The organism is Streptomyces sp. NPDC056231, from assembly GCF_048270745.1.
Taxonomy (GTDB): Bacteria; Actinomycetota; Actinomycetes; order Streptomycetales; family Streptomycetaceae; genus Streptomyces.
The window spans coordinates 31,419-47,021 of the sequence record NZ_JBLVKW010000042.1 but is presented as its reverse complement, the minus strand read 5'-3'; the positions used below and the strand labels follow the sequence as shown (position 1 = coordinate 47,021).

At 68.1% G+C, this 15,603-nt stretch carries 15 protein-coding genes and 1 pseudogene; 7 read left to right on the top strand and 9 right to left on the bottom strand.

The window, feature by feature from the left end:
- Nucleotides 1–2: 2 nt before the first annotated feature.
- The 3 genes from mctP to ACNPQM_RS27380 all read right to left on the bottom strand — a co-directional run bounded on the left by mctP (nucleotide 3) and on the right by ACNPQM_RS27380 (nucleotide 2,908).
- The gene (mctP, locus tag ACNPQM_RS27390) at nucleotides 3–1,652 is read right to left on the bottom strand and encodes a monocarboxylate uptake permease MctP (RefSeq protein WP_418086080.1); all 1,650 of its coding nucleotides are present in this window, start codon (nucleotides 1,650–1,652) and stop codon (nucleotides 3–5) included.
- A complete protein-coding gene (locus ACNPQM_RS27385; protein WP_358859736.1) occupies nucleotides 1,649–1,903 on the bottom strand; it encodes a DUF3311 domain-containing protein in 255 nt (84 codons plus the stop codon). Before ACNPQM_RS27385 ends, mctP begins: the two co-directional genes overlap by 4 nt.
- Before the next feature lie 240 nt (nucleotides 1,904–2,143).
- The gene (locus ACNPQM_RS27380; RefSeq protein ID WP_358859773.1) at nucleotides 2,144–2,908 is read right to left on the bottom strand and encodes a GntR family transcriptional regulator; all 765 of its coding nucleotides are present in this window, start codon (nucleotides 2,906–2,908) and stop codon (nucleotides 2,144–2,146) included.
- Between the two features lie 305 nt (nucleotides 2,909–3,213).
- On the opposite strand from ACNPQM_RS27380, the gene ACNPQM_RS27375 reads away from it, so the two are divergent.
- The 4 genes from ACNPQM_RS27375 to ACNPQM_RS27360 all read left to right on the top strand — a co-directional run bounded on the left by ACNPQM_RS27375 (nucleotide 3,214) and on the right by ACNPQM_RS27360 (nucleotide 7,943).
- Entirely contained in the window at nucleotides 3,214–4,494 is a 1,281-nt protein-coding gene (locus ACNPQM_RS27375) for an extracellular solute-binding protein (RefSeq protein WP_358859737.1), read from the top strand.
- An 84-nt stretch (nucleotides 4,495–4,578) separates the two neighbouring features.
- The gene (locus ACNPQM_RS27370; protein ID WP_418086079.1) at nucleotides 4,579–5,565 is read left to right on the top strand and encodes a carbohydrate ABC transporter permease; all 987 of its coding nucleotides are present in this window, start codon (nucleotides 4,579–4,581) and stop codon (nucleotides 5,563–5,565) included.
- A complete protein-coding gene (locus ACNPQM_RS27365) occupies nucleotides 5,562–6,392 on the top strand; it encodes a carbohydrate ABC transporter permease (RefSeq protein WP_358859739.1) in 831 nt (276 codons plus the stop codon). Before ACNPQM_RS27370 ends, ACNPQM_RS27365 begins: the two co-directional genes overlap by 4 nt.
- A gap of 9 nt (nucleotides 6,393–6,401) precedes the next feature.
- The gene (locus ACNPQM_RS27360) at nucleotides 6,402–7,943 is read left to right on the top strand and encodes a glycoside hydrolase family 3 protein (RefSeq protein ID WP_358859740.1); all 1,542 of its coding nucleotides are present in this window, start codon (nucleotides 6,402–6,404) and stop codon (nucleotides 7,941–7,943) included.
- 157 nt (nucleotides 7,944–8,100) lie between these two features.
- Here the strand turns inward: ACNPQM_RS27360 and nagB are convergent, their stop codons facing one another.
- Nucleotides 8,101–8,886: a glucosamine-6-phosphate deaminase gene (gene nagB, locus ACNPQM_RS27355; protein ID WP_358859741.1), complete on the bottom strand. Its 786-nt coding sequence runs from the start codon at nucleotides 8,884–8,886 to the stop codon at nucleotides 8,101–8,103.
- Between the two features lie 137 nt (nucleotides 8,887–9,023).
- Between nagB and ACNPQM_RS27350 the strand changes: the two are divergent.
- Both ACNPQM_RS27350 and ACNPQM_RS27345 read left to right on the top strand, forming a co-directional pair.
- Nucleotides 9,024–9,341: pseudogene (locus tag ACNPQM_RS27350) on the top strand (glucosamine-6-phosphate deaminase); the annotation flags it as partial.
- Nucleotides 9,342–9,693: 352 nt separating this feature from the next.
- Nucleotides 9,694–11,160 (top strand): PAS domain-containing sensor histidine kinase, encoded by a 1,467-nt coding sequence (locus ACNPQM_RS27345; RefSeq protein WP_418086094.1) that lies wholly within the window; start codon nucleotides 9,694–9,696, stop codon nucleotides 11,158–11,160.
- A 199-nt stretch (nucleotides 11,161–11,359) separates the two neighbouring features.
- Here the strand turns inward: ACNPQM_RS27345 and ACNPQM_RS27340 are convergent, their stop codons facing one another.
- Together ACNPQM_RS27340 and ACNPQM_RS27335 are read right to left on the bottom strand one after the other, a co-directional pair.
- Nucleotides 11,360–11,617, bottom strand: a complete 258-nt coding sequence (locus ACNPQM_RS27340) for a WhiB family transcriptional regulator (RefSeq protein WP_003953983.1) — start codon at nucleotides 11,615–11,617, stop codon at nucleotides 11,360–11,362.
- A gap of 317 nt (nucleotides 11,618–11,934) precedes the next feature.
- Entirely contained in the window at nucleotides 11,935–12,903 is a 969-nt protein-coding gene (locus tag ACNPQM_RS27335) for a diacylglycerol/lipid kinase family protein (RefSeq protein WP_358859742.1), read from the bottom strand.
- Between the two features lie 225 nt (nucleotides 12,904–13,128).
- Between ACNPQM_RS27335 and ACNPQM_RS27330 the strand changes: the two genes are divergently transcribed.
- Nucleotides 13,129–13,500 carry a hypothetical protein gene (locus tag ACNPQM_RS27330; RefSeq protein ID WP_418086093.1) on the top strand — a complete coding sequence of 124 codons (372 nt, stop codon included), beginning with the start codon at nucleotides 13,129–13,131 and terminating at the stop codon, nucleotides 13,498–13,500.
- A gap of 231 nt (nucleotides 13,501–13,731) precedes the next feature.
- On the opposite strand, the gene ACNPQM_RS27325 is transcribed toward ACNPQM_RS27330, so the two are convergent.
- From ACNPQM_RS27325 to ACNPQM_RS27315, 3 genes are all read right to left on the bottom strand, one after another.
- Nucleotides 13,732–14,685: an RNA polymerase sigma factor SigF gene (locus ACNPQM_RS27325; protein ID WP_398954625.1), complete on the bottom strand. Its 954-nt coding sequence runs from the start codon at nucleotides 14,683–14,685 to the stop codon at nucleotides 13,732–13,734.
- Nucleotides 14,682–15,095 (bottom strand): anti-sigma regulatory factor, encoded by a 414-nt coding sequence (locus ACNPQM_RS27320; protein WP_030915678.1) that lies wholly within the window; start codon nucleotides 15,093–15,095, stop codon nucleotides 14,682–14,684. Before ACNPQM_RS27320 ends, ACNPQM_RS27325 begins: the two co-directional genes overlap by 4 nt.
- Before the next feature lie 232 nt (nucleotides 15,096–15,327).
- A complete protein-coding gene (locus tag ACNPQM_RS27315) occupies nucleotides 15,328–15,588 on the bottom strand; it encodes a UBP-type zinc finger domain-containing protein (RefSeq protein WP_358859744.1) in 261 nt (86 codons plus the stop codon).
- Nucleotides 15,589–15,603 lie beyond the last annotated feature (15 nt).

The window sequence follows — 15,603 nt, the reverse complement described above, 5'->3', positions numbered from 1 at the left end:
TTCTAGCCGGCGGATGGGCTCGCGTCGGGTGACGGGCTCGACTCGGGCCTGGCCGAGGGGAGTTCCACCTGGACGCCCGGGTCGCCCGCGTCCGCCGTGTAGTCCGCCGGGGAGGTCTCGTCGACGCCCGCCGGGGCCTTCACTGCGTTCAGGACGAAGGTCAGTACCAGGGTCACCACACCGTTCAGCACGAACGCCGTCAGACCGATGTAGCCGATCTCGCCGATCCCCGGGATTTCCTTCGAGGAGCCGCCGAAGTGCGCCTGGGTCGGGATCGCCACTCCGTACGCGGCGAGCGTGCCGTACGCCATGCCGACCGCCCAGCCCGCGAGCAGCGCCCAGCGGTGGAACCACCGGGTGAACAGGCCGCCGACCAGCGCCGGGAACGTCTGCAGGATCCAGATCCCGCCGAGCAGCTGGAAATTGATCGCGACCGTCTTGTCCATGGTGAGGACGAAGGCGAGCGCGCCGACCTTCACCAGCAGCGACACCAGCTTGGAGACCTTGGTCTCCTGCTCCGGGGTCGCGTCGGGCTTCAGGAAGTCCTTGTAGATGTTCCGGGTGAAGAGGTTCGCCGCGGCGATCGACATGATCGCGGCGGGCACCAGCGCGCCGATGCCGATGGCGGCGAACGCGACACCCGCGAACCAGTCCGGGAACATGTTCTCGAACAGCTGCGGGATGGCCAACTGGCCGTTATCGACCTGGATCCCGGCGGCGATCGCCATGAAGCCGAGCAGCGCCAGCAGGCCCAGCATCAGCGAGTACAGCGGCAGGATCGTGGTGTTGCGCCGGATCACATTGCGGCTGCGGCTGGAGAGCGTCGCCGTGATCGAGTGCGGATACATGAACAGTGCCAGCGCCGAGCCCAACGCCAGAGTGGCGTAGGTCCATTGTTTGGCCTCGGCGGGAGCCAGCGCGCCGGTCGGTTTCCCTCCGGGCGGGCCCGCGAACTTCTCCTGCGCGGCGGCGAAGATGTCGTGGAATCCGCCCAGCTTGATCGGGATGTAGATGATCGCCACAGCGATGACCAGGTAGATCAGCCCGTCCTTGACGAACGCGATCAGCGCGGGGGCGCGCAGCCCGGAGGAGTACGTGTAGGCGGCGAGCACCGCGAACGCGATCAGCAACGGCAGGTCCTTGACGAACCAGTTGGTGTTCTCGCCGCCGCCGACGCCCATCACGTCCAGCACCGCCTGGATGCCGACGAGCTGGAGCGCGATGTACGGCATCGTGGCGAGGATGCCGGTGACGGCGACCGCCAGCGACAGACCCTTCGATCCGAAGCGACCTCGGACGAAGTCCGAGGTGGTGACGTACCCGTGCCGGTGCGAGACCGACCACAGGCGCGGCAGGAAGGTGAAGATCAGCGGGTACACCAGGATGGTGTACGGGACCGCGAAGAAGCCGGCCGCTCCTGTTGCGTAGACCGCGGCGGGTACGGCGACGAAGGTGTACGCGGTGTAGAGGTCGCCGCCGAGGAGGAACCAGGTGACCCAGGTGCCGAACGACCTGCCGCCCAGGCCCCATTCGTCCAGGCTGGCCTCGTTCTCGGCCTTGCGCCAGCGCGCGGCCATGAAGCCGATGACCGTGACGGCCAGGAAGAAGAAGATGAAGACGCCGAGCGCGACGCCGTTCACGCCGTCCTTCATGCCGACGCACCCCCCTTGCGGGCGCGCTGGTCACGCTGCCAGAGCTTGTACGCGACCATCGTGAGCGCCGTGGAGATCAGCACCCAGACCAACTGGTACCAGTAGAAGAACGGGATGCCGATGAAGGTGGGGTCCACCTTCGCGTACGAACCCACCCAGAGCATCGCCACGAACGGGGCGGCGAGACAGAGGGCGATGAGCACTCTCACCGGTGTGACTGTCGGTGGCTTCGCGTCTGTTTCCTCGGGCATGTGGTGCCTCCGTCCCCTCGCTGATCACCTGTCGTCATGCGCAGGAAATCTAGGGGAGTCCTCCGGTCACCGTCACCCCCCTGTCCAGCAAAAGGGTGACGGAGCCGCTGGAGGGGATTCTGCCCGGCGGACCGACTCCTGATGCTCTGTCCGGGGCCGACAGTTGTCCGGTCAGGAGCTGGTCCGCGGTCCTGGACCGACCGGCACATGGGAGGCGGCGTCGCCATGTGCCGGTCGGTCTCAGTCGGTCGGCCGCTTCAGACGCGCCACGAACTTGTAACGGTCGCCGCGGTACACAGACCGCACCCACTCGACCGGTTCGCCGCGTCCGTCCAGGGAGTGACGGGACAGCATGAGCATCGGCAGGCCCACGTCCGTACCGAGCAGGCCGGCTTCGCGCGGGGTGGCGAGCGAGGTCTCGATCGTCTCCTCGGCCTCGGCGAGCCGTACGTCGTACACCTCGGCCAGCGCCGTGTAGAGCGAGGCGTACTTCACCAGCGAACGACGCAACGCGGGAAAACGTTTGGCCGAAAGGTGCGTGGTCTCGATGGCCATCGGTTCACCGCTGGCCAGGCGGAGTCGCTCGATCCGCAGCACCCGGCCGCCGGTTGTGATGTCCAGCAGCCCGGCGAGGGTGTCGTCGGCCGTGACATATCCGATGTCCAGGAGTTGAGAGGTCGGTTCCAGACCCTGGGCGCGCATGTCCTCGGTGTACGAGGTGAGCTGCAGGGCCTGTGAGACCTTCGGCTTGGCCACGAATGTGCCCTTGCCCTGGATGCGCTCCAGCCGGCCCTCCACGACCAACTCCTGGAGCGCCTGGCGCACGGTGGTGCGCGAGGTGTCGAACTCGGCGGCCAGAGTCCGCTCCGGTGGCACCGGGGTGCCGGGCGGCATGGTGTCCGTCATGTCGAGGAGGTGGCGCTTCAGCCGGTAGTACTTCGGGACCCGCGCGGTGCGCGTGCCCGCGCCCGTCTCGTTCTCCGTACTGCCCCCGCCGGCACCCATGGCCCGCCTTCCCGACTGCTGCGTTGCTGCCGTCACCTGCTCCTCCGTCTGTTGCGGCTCACATGGTGGCACGGTCCGGTCACGGCTCGTCGCCCTCCCTCAGGTGTCGGTCCTATAACGGGCGCGATTGCACTTCTTATACACCCTTGACACCCCTAAAGGTCTAGGCCAAGCTCCGAGTGCTGGTCTAAACCATTAAAGACCAGGTCCCAGCCCCACGGGCAGTACCCGTCGCATGCAATTGTGCGACGGACGGCGATCTCGGGTGGTGGGGGGAATTCTCTTGCATCCCTGAGGAGGGTGTCGTGAAGCGCGGACTCATCGCGGCCATCGGTGTGGTGGCTCTCTTGGCCGGTGCCACTGCCTGTGGCTCGGACGACAAGACCGACAGCAGCAAGAAGTCCGGGCCCGACAGCTACAAGGGGCAGACGCTGACCGTCTGGGCCATGGACGGCTCCACGCCTCCCGGCTGGACCAAGGACCTCACCGCCGCCTTCAAGAAGAAGACCGGCGCCACGCTGAAGTTCCAGACCCAGAAGTGGGACGGCATTCAGCAGAAGATCACGACGGCTCTCTCCGAGTCGACCCCGCCGGACGTCATCGAGGTCGGCAACACCCAGACCCCGGCCTACGCGGCCACCGGTGGCCTCGCCGACCTGAGCGACCTCAAGCAGGAGATCGGCGGCGACTGGGTCGACGCGCTCAACAAGTCCTCCGTCTTCGACGGCAAGCAGTACGCCGCCCCGTGGTACTTCGCCAACCGCGTCGTCATCTACAACAAGAAGGTCTGGGCCGACGCCGGCATCACGGACACCCCGAAGACGCGCGACGAGTTCTTCAAGGACCTCGACGCCATCAAGGAGAAGGGCAAGGCCGAGCCGATCTACATGCCCGGCCAGAACTGGTACTTCTTCGACGGCCTGACCATCGGCCAGGGCGCGGACCTAGTGAAGAAGGAAGGCGACACGTACGTCTCCAACCTCTCCGACCCCAAGGTCGCCGCGGCCATGGAGCTCTACAAGAAGTACCAGTCCTACTCCAAGGCCCCCAAGGACAAGGACGAGGCCACCCCGCAGCAGGCCGAGGTCTTCGCCAAGGGCAAGGTCGGTGCCTTCATCGGCATGGGCTGGGAGGCCGGCACGGCCATCGCGGCCAACAAGAAGATCGAGAGCGACATCGGCTACTTCACCATCCCGGGTGAGACCGCCGACAAGCCCGAGGGCGTCTTCCTCGGTGGCTCCAACTTCGCGGTAGCCGCGGGCAGCAAGAAGCAGGACCTCGCCAAGGAGTTCCTGAAGCTCGCCCTGTCCGACCAGTTCGAGGGCCAGCTGGCCAAGGAGAACGGCGTCATCCCGAACAAGGAGTCGCTCAACTCCAACCTGACCGGCAACGGCGCCGCCGAGGCCGCGGCCCCGGCCGCCGCCGGCGGTGGCACCACCCCGCTCATCCCCGAATGGGCCGCTGTCGAGAACGCGCCGAACCCGATCAAGAGCTACATGACCGCGGTCCTGAACGGTAAGTCCCCGGCCGACGCCGCCAAGGCGGTCGAGGCGGAGATCAACAAGCGTCTCTCGCAGAAGAGCTGACCGCGCGCGCCGGGGGGCGGGCACCTGCCGCCCCCCGGCGCTCCCGCGTGACTCGACCGTACGGCCCAAGAAGAGATGGCGAGCATGTCAGTGCAGACCGAAACAGTGGACTCGGTCCCGGCAGCCGGCGTCCGCAAGGATGACGCCCCTCCGGGCGGCCCTGCCGCATCGAGCACGGAGCGGGCCGGCGGATCCGCCCCCTACCTCCTCCTCCTGCCCGCACTGCTCGCCACAGTGGTGCTCCTGGGCTACCCGCTGGTCAAGAACGGCATGCTGTCGTTCCAGAACCTCAACCCGCGCCAGCTGATCCTCCACCTGACCGAGTGGAACGGCGTCGACAACTACAAGGAAATCCTCGGCAGCTCGGACTTCTGGAAGGTCGTCGAGCGGTCGGTCCTCTTCACCGCGGCCAACGTCGTCCTGATCATGCTGCTGGGGACGCTGGTCGGCCTGCTGCTCGCGCGGCTGGGCAAGAAGATGCGACTGCTGCTCATGCTGGGCCTGGTGCTCGCCTGGGCCATGCCGATGATCGCGGCGACCACGGTCTACCAGTGGCTGTTCGCCCAGCGGTTCGGTGTCGTCAACTACGTCCTCGACAGTCTCGGCTGGCACTCGATGGCCGACTTCAACTGGACGAGCAGTCAGTTCTCCACCTTCTCGCTGGTCACCCTGGTGATCGTCTGGCAGTCCATCCCGTTCGTGGCGATCAACCTGTACGCCGCGTCGACGACGATCCCCAAGGAGCTGTACGAGGCCGCCTCGCTCGACGGCGCCGGATCGTGGAAGAGCTTCACCTCGGTGACGCTCCCGTTCCTCAAGCCGTTCCTGCTGGCCACGACGTTCCTCGAAGTCATCTGGGTCTTCAAGTCCTTCGCCCAGCTCTTCGCGATCAACGGCGGCGGCCCGGACCGGCTCACCGAGACCCTGCCCGTCTACGCGTTCGTCGAAGGCGTCGGCAACCAGCACTTCGGCATGGGCGCGGCCATCTCGTTCCTGACGATCATCGTTCTGCTGGCGATGACCGGTTACTACCTGCGCACCGTACTCAAGCAAGAGGAGGACGAGCTGTGAGGCGCTCACTGTTCGGCCGGATCTGGCCCAACCTGACGGCTGTCGTCCTCTTCATAGGCTTCGCCTTCCCCGTCTACTGGATGTTCAGCACGGCGTTCAAGCCGACCGGCGACATCATCACCGACACCCCGGTGTGGTTCCCCACCGACATCACCCTCGGGCACTTCAAGAAGGCCGTCGAGGCCGACCACTTCTGGACCCTGGTCGGCAACTCGTTCACGGTGACGATCCTCTCCGTGGCCGCCTCGCTGGTGATCGCGCTGCTGGCGTCCTTCGCGATGGCGCGCATGCGCTTCAAGGGACGTCGTGGCATCCTGCTGACGTTCATGATCGCGCAGATGGCGCCGTGGGAGGTCATGGTCATCGCGATCTACATGCTGGTCCGCGACGCCGACATGCTGAACAGCCTGGTCCCGCTGACGGTCTTCTACATGATGATGGTCCTGCCCTTCGCCGTCCTGACCCTGCGCGGCTATGTCGCCGCGGTGCCCAAAGAGCTGGAGGAGTCCGCCATGGTCGACGGCTGTACCCGCCCGCAGGCGTTCAGGAAGGTGATCCTGCCGCTGCTCGGCCCCGGTCTGATGGCGACCTCGCTCTTCGGATTCATCACTGCCTGGAACGAGTTCCCGCTCGTCCTCATCCTCAACAAGGACATCGAGTCCCAGACCCTGCCGCTCTGGCTCTCGCAGTTCCAGACGGCGTTCGGTGACGACTGGGGGGCGACCATGGCTGCCTCCTCGCTCTTCGCGATCCCGATCCTGATCCTCTTCATCTACTTGCAGCGCAAGGCCGTCAGCGGTCTTACCGACGGCGCCGTGAAGGGATAACGCCGCTCCATGACCACACTCACCTCCACCACGGACACCGTCACGCGCGACGCCCTCGCCGTCCTGCAGCCGGGGTTCGCCGGGACCACCGCGCCGGACTGGCTGCTGCGCCGAGTCGGCGAGGGACTCTCCTCCGTCGGTCTGTTCGGCCGCAACATCGAGACGCCGGAGCAGCTCTCCGCACTCACCGCCCAACTCCGGGCCGAGCGGGACGACGTACTCGTCGCGATCGACGAGGAGGGCGGTGACGTCACCCGGCTCGAGGTGCGTCAGGGCTCGTCCTTCCCCGGCAACCTCGCGCTCGGCGCCGTCGACGACCTGGGGCTGACCCGTGCGGTCGCCCAGGAGCTCGGCCGCCGGCTCGCCGAGTGCGGCGTCAACCTCAACTGGGCGCCGTCCGCCGACGTCAACTCGAACCCGGGCAACCCGGTCATCGGCGTTCGGTCCTTCGGAGCCGACCCGCACCTGGTCGCCCGGCACACCGCCGCGTACGTCGAGGGACTCCAGGCCGCCGGGGTCGCTGCCTGCACCAAGCACTTCCCGGGGCACGGCGACACCGCGGTCGACTCGCACCACGCGCTGCCCCGCATCGATGTGGACCTCGACACCCTGCACGCCCGTGAGCTGGTGCCTTTCCGGGCGGCGATCGCAGCGGGTTCCAAATCCGTGATGAGCGCGCATATTCTGCTTCCCGCGCTCGACCCCGACCGCCCGGCGACGCTGAGCCCGCAGATCCTCACCGGTCTGCTGCGCGAGGAACTGGGTTACGACGGGTTGATCGTCACCGACGGCATGGAGATGCAGGCCATCTCCTCGACGTACGGGATCGAGCGCGGTTCCGTCCTCGCGATCGCCGCGGGCGCCGACGCGATCTGTGTCGGCGGCGGGCTGGACGACGAGGCCACCGTGCTGCGGCTGCGTGACGCGCTGGTCGCGGCGGTACGGACCGGCGAACTGCCCGAGGAGCGGCTGGCCGACGCGGCGGCACGGGTACGTGCCCTCGCGTCCTGGACGCAGCGGGCGCGGGGGGCCGTCCCGGCGCCGGACGCGGCGACGCAGGAGGGGACCGCGCCCAACACCGGTGTCGCCTCCGACATCGGCCTGGTGGCCGCCCGCCGTGCGGTGCGGGTGACCGGCACGGCCGAACCGCTGACCGAGCCGGCGTACGTCGCCGCGTTCACCCCGGTCGCGAACATCGCGGTCGGCGACGAGACCCCGTGGGGCATCGCGGCCGAACTGGCCCGGATCCTGCCGGGCACCGGCACCGACACCTGCAACAGTGAGACCGAGGCGCCCGTGACAGCGGTCCTGGGCGCCGCGGGGGACCGCCGCATTGTCGCGGTCGTCCGCGATGCCCACCGCCACCCGTGGATGACGGACGCCGTGGACGCGCTGATTGCCGAGCGTCCCGACACGGTGGTGGTCGAAATGGGCGTTCCCCAGGAGTCCCCGAGAGGCGCCCTGTACGTAGCCACCCACGGCGCAGCCCGAGTCTGCGGCCAGGCAGCCGCAGAGGCCATCACGGGATCGTCCGGCCCGTCCGGAGCCTGACCCGGGAACGGTCCACACGCCGTCAGGGGTTCCGACTCCGGTCCGGCGTTCGAGGACGACGCGCAAGCCGGTCGTGCATCCGGCACACTCCGGCAGACGAAAGGGCCGGGACACCCCGCACGGTGCCCCGGCCCTTTCGGAACCTGCCCTGGATCCCCTAGATCCCCTGCCACCGCGGCTTCGCCGCATACGTGGCCCGGAAGTAGTCCGCCAGCTTCAGCTTCGACGCCGCGGCCTCGTCCACGACCACCGTCGCGTGCGGATGCAGCTGCAGGGCCGACGCCGGTACGAACGACGCCACCGGCCCCTCCACCGTCAGAGCCACCGCCTCGGCCTTGCCCTCGCCCGTCGCCAGCAGGATCGGGTGGCGGGACTCCAGGATCGTGCCGATGCCCTGCGTGATGACGTGGTGCGGCACCTGGCTGATGTCGTTGTCGAAGAAGCGCGCGTTGTCGACCCGGGTCTGCTCGGTCAGCGTCTTGATCCGGGTACGGGACGCCAGCGAGGAGCACGGCTCGTTGAAGCCGATGTGCCCGTCCGTGCCGATCCCGAGCAACTGGAGGTCCACTCCGCCCGCCTCGGCGAGCGCCTTGTCGTAGGCCTCGCAGGCGGCCTGGACGTCCTCGGCGGAGCCGTCCGGGCCCATGAAGGACTCCTCGGACAGTCCGAGCGGCTCGACGACCTCGCGCAGCACCACCGAACGGTACGACTCGGGGTGGCCCGACGGCAGACCGACGTACTCGTCGAGCTGGCAGATGCGCGCACGCGAGGCGTCCACCTCGCCGGAGCGCACCTTGGCCGCCAGGGCCTGGTAGATGGGCAGCGGGGTCGAGCCGGTGGCAACGCCGAGAAGAGCGTCGGGCTTGCGGCTCAGCAGGGCGCCGATGGCTCCCGCGATGAGTTCGCCGCCTGCCTTGGCGTCCGGGACGATGACAACTTCCACGCGGGGCCTGCCGATCTGAAGAGTCTCTATGTGGTATAGACCAATCTAAGGCTAATCTAGCAGAACCTGGCAACCCGAAGGCGACCTCCGGGTTCCCTTCGCGCGCCGGAGGATCTCCTGTACCCCGTGGTCGGACGGAGACGACCTCCATCGCCGCTCTCTCCTGCTCCGGCGCCGATCTGCTGCACGGTCCGCTCGTCATGGTCGACAACATCTCCCCGGCGATCGCCGTCGTCACGGACGGCCGCGGCGCAGACCCCCTGATGACCGGCCCCCAGGCCCAGGTGGAAGCGGCATCCGCGGGATTCGTCCTGCCGGCGGCCGGGGGCGCCGAGGAGGTCCAGTCGATCGTGGAGATCCTGCCGCTGCGGCTGCCGGCGTACGAGGTGACGGTCGCCCGCGACCAGGACCCGGGCGCGCCCCGCGCCCTGGCCGCGGTCACCGAGACCCGCTGACCGTGCCGGTCTCCGGCGGGAGGCCCGCAGAAACACCCGCGGGCCGCGGCGCCAGTACGGGACCCTCAGCCCGTCCGGCACCGCAGCCCGGAGTTGCTCGGCCGGCGGTGTGCGGTGCCCCCGGCCGGGGGAGGTACCGGCGCAGTCAGGGCAGAGAGCGCGGGTACCTCGATCCACTCTCCTGTGCGGGGAGAGCGGAAGCTCTGACTTGAGCATTGTGGACTAGACCATTCTCGTCTGTCCATCCATCGGAGCACGCCAATTTCCGGCCCCTCTCCTCCTGCACGCACGAGCAGGTCGTTCGGTTCGGAACCATCGCGTATCCACAGGTACGCTCGCACACGTGCCCTCCATGAACGACCTCGTCCGCCAGCACACAGCCCTCGGCGACACCGACCTCGAGTGGCTGCATCTGCTGGTCTCGGAGTGGCAGCTGCTCTCCGACCTGTCCTTCGCCGACCTTGTCCTGTGGGTGCCCACCCGTGACGGGACCCGCTACGTGTCCGTCGCCCAGATGCGGCCCAACACGGGACCCACCTCGTACCAGGACGACATGGTCGGCCATCTGGTGCCGCGCGGTCGCCGTCCGCTGCTGGACGCGGCGCTCGACGAGGGCCGGATCGTGCGCGAGGGTGACCCGGAGTGGCGCGAGGAGGTGCCGGTTCGGGTCGAGTCGATCCCCGTACGCCGTGAGGGCCGGGTTCTGGCCGTCATCGCCCGCAACACGAACCTCCTGACCGTCCGCACGCCTTCCCGGCTGGAGCTCACCTATCTGCAGTCGGCCTCCGACCTGGCCCAGATGATCGCCGCCGGGGCCTTCCCGTTCCCGGGTCAGCAGGTCGACATGGATGCCTCGCCGCGCGTCGGTGACGGTCTGATCAGGCTCGATGCCGACGGCGTCGTCCAGTACGCCAGCCCCAACGGCCTGTCCGCGTACCACCGCCTCGGTCTCGCCTCCGACCTCGTCGGACACCACCTCGGCCGGACCACTGCCGAACTCGCCCCCTCCCGCGGCCCGGTGGACGAAGCCCTGGTCAAACTGGCGAGCGGTTACGCGCCCCGTGAGTTCGAGGTCGAATGCGCGGGCGGCGTGATCCAGCTCCGGACGATCCCGCTCAAGCCCAAGGGAGTCCGGATCGGCTCCCTGGTCCTCCTCCGTGACGTCACCGAACTGCGTCGCCGCGAACGTGAGTTGATCACGAAGGACGCCACCATCCGGGAGATCCATCACCGGGTGAAGAACAACCTCCAGACGGTGGCTGCCCTGTTGCGTCTGCAGGCCCGGCGGATGGGGTCCACGCAGGGCCGTGAAGCGCTCAACGAGGCGGTACGGCGCGTCGGTTCGATCGCCATCGTCCATGAGACGCTGTCCCAGAATCTGGACGAGCGGGTCGAGTTCGACGAGATCGCCGACCGGGTCATCGCGATGGTCTCCGAGATCTCCCCGGGCAGGGTCGTCTGCCGGCGTAATGGGCGCTTCGGCATCCTCGATGCGGAAGTGGCCACTCCGCTCGCCATGGTGCTCACCGAGGTGCTGCAGAACGCCCTGGAGCACGCGTTCACCGTCGGCCAGACCGGCACGGTCGAGGTCTCGGCGGTGCGCGGCGGCTTGTCGACCGAGGCGCGATTGCTGATCACCGTCCAGGACGACGGGTGTGGGCTGCCCGAGGGGTTCGACCCGCAGCAGGCCGGCAACCTGGGGCTGCAGATCGTGCGGACGCTGGTGGAGGGCGAGTTGAGCGGATCGTTCGGCATGGTCCCGGCCCCCGAGCGCGGCACCCGGGTGGTCCTCGACATTCCGGTCCGCGCGGAGAAGTGACCGGCCGCCGCCGGGACGCACCCGGCGGACGGCGCGAACGGGAATGCGCAAAGCAGTGGGCCCGGACCGTTGATCACGGTCCGGGCCCACTGCTTCATGCATGCGCTTTTGGGGTGCTGCGCGCTGCGACTCGGGGGGCGGGTTCGTGCGTACGCTCTGTACGCGCCGCCTGACTGAGGCTCGTAGCGGTGGCGTCGAATCAGGCGCTGGCGTTACGCGCCCGGTTGCGAGCGGCGCGGCGCTTCATTGCGCGGCGCTCGTCCTCGCTGAGGCCACCCCAGACGCCGGAGTCCTGGCCGGACTCGAGCGCCCACTGCAGGCACTGCTCCATGACGGGGCAGCGACGGCAGACGGCCTTGGCTTCCTCGATCTGCAGCAGCGCAGGACCGGTGTTGCCGATGGGGAAGAACAGCTCGGGGTCTTCCTCACGACAAACGGCGTTGTGACGCCAGTCCATGGCTGCTACCTCTCCTTGGTATTACACGTTGCTTGTGAATGTGAACGCTTTCACGAATCCCCCCGCAGATGATGGGCCGACGCCCAGATGAACTGGTTGTGGTCCTGTGCAAGTGAGGAGGGGTTCTGGCTCTCAGTGGAGGCCGTTGTTGCGGGCCGTCCCGATCGCCATGTAGAGATTCGCAAACCTCGGCGGCGGATACAACCCCTTCTGGAAACTTTTTTTTGATTCCTCGGTGTCGGCTAGGTCACAGCCGTACTTCCATGGGGTGGAAGCCAGTCCAAACGTTCGAGTTAAAGGACTTTGGGTCCTTCCGCTCACACAATCACACGCAGTGCACGGCGTACGCCTGTGAACGTCACACTCGTACGCAGCCCCAGGTGGTCACCGTCCATCTGGAAGGGCAGCCGGGCCTTTGAATGCAAGGTGAAGTCCGTGAGGTCATGGAGTGAAACCGCGTGCTTGCCGTGCGGGCCCTTCTCGGGGGTCGAGGTGAGCAGCTGGGTGCCGTAGCGGGCGACTGCCGGAGTGGAGAGGCGCTTCAGCCCGAGGACGTCCAGAGCGGTGTCGAACGACGCCTTCGGGGATGCGTACATCGGGCGATTCCCCAGGTAGGTCCAGGGGGCGGTGTTCGAAATTATGGAAAGCGCGAGATCGGTGACCGGGTCGCGGCCGGGGATGTCCAGCGTGATCACCCCGTGCCGCCGGTGCGGCTCCTCCAGGAACTGCCGGACCACCTGGCGCACGTACAGCGCATGCGTGGACCGCTTCCCGAGTTCACGCTTCTGTTCGACGCGGCCGACCACGCCTGCGTCGAATCCGAGACCGGCACAGAATGTGAACCAGCGTTCGGGGACCGACTCGTCCTCGGTGCCCGGCGTGCCGGCCGCAAGTCCCAGGCCGACCGTGCGTTCGGTCCGGTTGGCGAGCGCGTCCAGGATGGCGCCGGTCGCCTCCACCGCGTCGTTCGGCAGGCCGAGGGCGCGCGCGAAGACATTGGTGGAGCCGCCGGGAACCACGGCCAGGCTCGGCAGGCTGTCTATATCGGGACCGCGGTGCAGCAGACCGTTCACGACCTCGTTGACCGTGCCGTCGCCGCCGAGGGCGACGACGAGATCGATGTCGTCCGAGTCCGCGGCCCGCCGTCCCAGGTCGCGGGCGTGCCCTCGGTACTCCGTGGTCACCGCCTCCAGCTTCATCTCGCTGGCGAGCGCGTGAATGAGCACGTCACGGGTGCGCGCACTGGTGGTGGTAGCAGCTGGATTGACCACGAGGAGTGCACGCATGACCGCCAGACTACCTACCGTGCGGTACCGGTCTGAAGCCCCGCCCCCTGCCCTTCACATTCGGTGACGGCCCGGCTGCGAGGGGCTCGGGCACGGCACCCCGGCCCCGACCCCGGCTTCGCTTTCACCGGGACGGGATGTCAACCTGCAAGGGTGAGTACTCAGCAGAACACGCCGTCCTCGTCGCCCATGGCCGAGCCGACGAAGCCGGCCAGGATCACCCTCGTGGCCGGGCTCAACGTCCTCGAAGGGGCGGCGCTCGCCCTCGGCGGGATCTACATGCTGGTCATGGGGCTGCTCGGCCACCCCGAGAGCCCGCAGCAGGCGGAGACGGGCGGGCTCACCCTGATCGCCCTGGGTCTGATCCCGCTGATCGCGGCCCGCGGGCTGATGCGGCGGCGCAGCTGGAGCCGCGGCCCGGCGCTCATCACACAGATCATCGCGCTGCCGGTGGCCTGGACGCTGCTGCGGTCGCACGGCGCGCTGATCCCGGCCGGGATCGTCCTCGCCGCGGTTTCGCTGACGGCGCTTTTCCAGCTGGCCAGGCCGACGACCCGGGAAGCGCTCGGCATCCGGGGACCGGGCGCGACGCTCTGAGGGCTGTCCCGTAAATCCTGGCGGGCGCACGACGACGGCTATGGCACCTCGCCGCGTTGTCGGAACGCCCGAATGCACCCGTATGAGGACGCCCCTCCGCCTTGTGGTGCACCACATCTGACACCGCGCGATCTGACGCCGTGTGCTGATCCACCAGGGATGACGGGACAGCCCTGGGGCGCGGAGGCGCACCGTGCGGCTGCTGAACCACAGTGCCCGCAGCCCGTCCGGCTACTCCTCGACGAGCAGCCGTTCGCGCAGCTGCGCCAACGTGCGTGCCAGCAGACGCGAGACATGCATCTGCGAGATGCCGACCTCCTGCGCGATCTGCGACTGGGTCATGTTGCCGAAGAACCGGAGCAGCAGGATGCGCTTCTCCCGGGGCGGCAGATCCTCCAGGAGCGGCTTCAGTGACTCCCGGTACTCGACGCCCTCCAGCGCCTCGTCCTCCGAGCCCAGCGTGTCCGCCACCGCCGGGGACTCGTCGTCCGTGTCCGGTACGTCGAGCGACAGCGTGCTGTACGCATTGGCCGATTCCAGGCCCTCCAGGACCTCTTCCTCGGAGATGCCCAGCCGCTCCGCCAGCTCGTGCACCGTGGGCGACCGGCCGTGCTGCTGGGAGAGCTCGGCGGTGGCCGTGGTGAGCGAGAGGCGCAGCTCCTGCAGCCGGCGCGGCACCCGGACCGCCCAGCCCTTGTCGCGGAAGTGGCGCTTGATCTCGCCGACGACGGTCGGCGTGGCGTATGTCGAGAACTCGACGCCCCGGTCCGGGTCGAACCGGTCCACCGACTTGATCAGGCCGATGGTGGCGACCTGGGTCAGATCGTCGAGCGGCTCGCCGCGGTTGCGGAACCGGCGGGCCAGATGCTCCACGAGCGGCAGATGCATCCGCACCAGCCGGTTGCGCAGCTCGGCCTTCTCCGGCGAGCCGTCGGGGAGTTCCCGGAGCTCGTAGAAGAGCGCCCGCGCCCCGCTGCGGTCATGTGGATCGTGGTGCCCGTGCTCGCTCATCTGGCCTGCCCGCTCCGCCTGCGACTGCTCCACCGCGACCGTACGGACCACAGGCCCGTCCGCCCCGTCCACCGGATGGGGCAGGGCCTGCTGCTCCGGGATGCCTGCTGCTCGCACCACCCCTGGTCGGATCGTCTCGTCCCGCACCGGACCGTCCCCGTTCCCGTTGCTCACGCCGGCCCGGGTCCCGCGCCGCGCTGTTTGTACAGGCTGATGCTGACTGTGCGGTCATCGGCGACCGTGGAGTCGACCTTGCCGGCCAGCGCGGAGAGCACCGTCCAGGCGAAGGTGTCGCGCTCCGGGGCCCGGCCGTCCGTCGTCGGGGCGGCCACGGTCACCTCAAGGGAGTCGTCGACGAGCCGGAACACGCAGCTGAGGACAGAGCCCGGCACGGCCTGCTGAAGCAGGATCGCGCAGGCTTCGTCGACCGCGATGCGAAGATCCTCGATCTCGTCGAGAGTGAAGTCCAAGCGCGCTGCGAGACCGGCCGTGGCCGTACGCAGCACCGACAGGTAGGCACCCGCAGCGGGCAGTCGGACTTCCACGAAGTCCTGATTCCCGGGCTCGCCTGCGATCTGGGACACCCTCACCTCCAAGGTGGCACAAACTCATTCGAGGTTCCGGGAGAGCGCCCCGGAGCCATGCGGTACGTCTTCGGTTCTTGGTCCGGCGACGCTATCGCGATCCATGATGCCGTGTCGCCGGGACCCCATCCCAACGACTGTCACTCATGGTAAACCTATGAGCACATACAGTGGCTAGAGGTCTGTGGCAGTCAATTGCGAAGAACCGGCGCCGGTTTGACGTACCCAGGCGTCAGACGATCGAACCGTCCTCGAAGCACCAGCGCCAGTTCTCTCCCGCCTCGAAGCTCCGCATGACCGGATGGCCGGTCTCCTTGAAGTGTCCCGTCGCGTGCTGCAGGGGCGACGAGTCGCAGCAGCCGACATGGCCACAGACCAGGCAGAGCCGCAGTTGCACGGGGTGGGTGCCTGCGGCGAGACATTCGGGACATGTGGCATCGAGTGGGACGGGCTCGGGGCTCGGCAGTTCGAGAACGTGCAGGCACTCACTCATGATTGTCAGGTTACG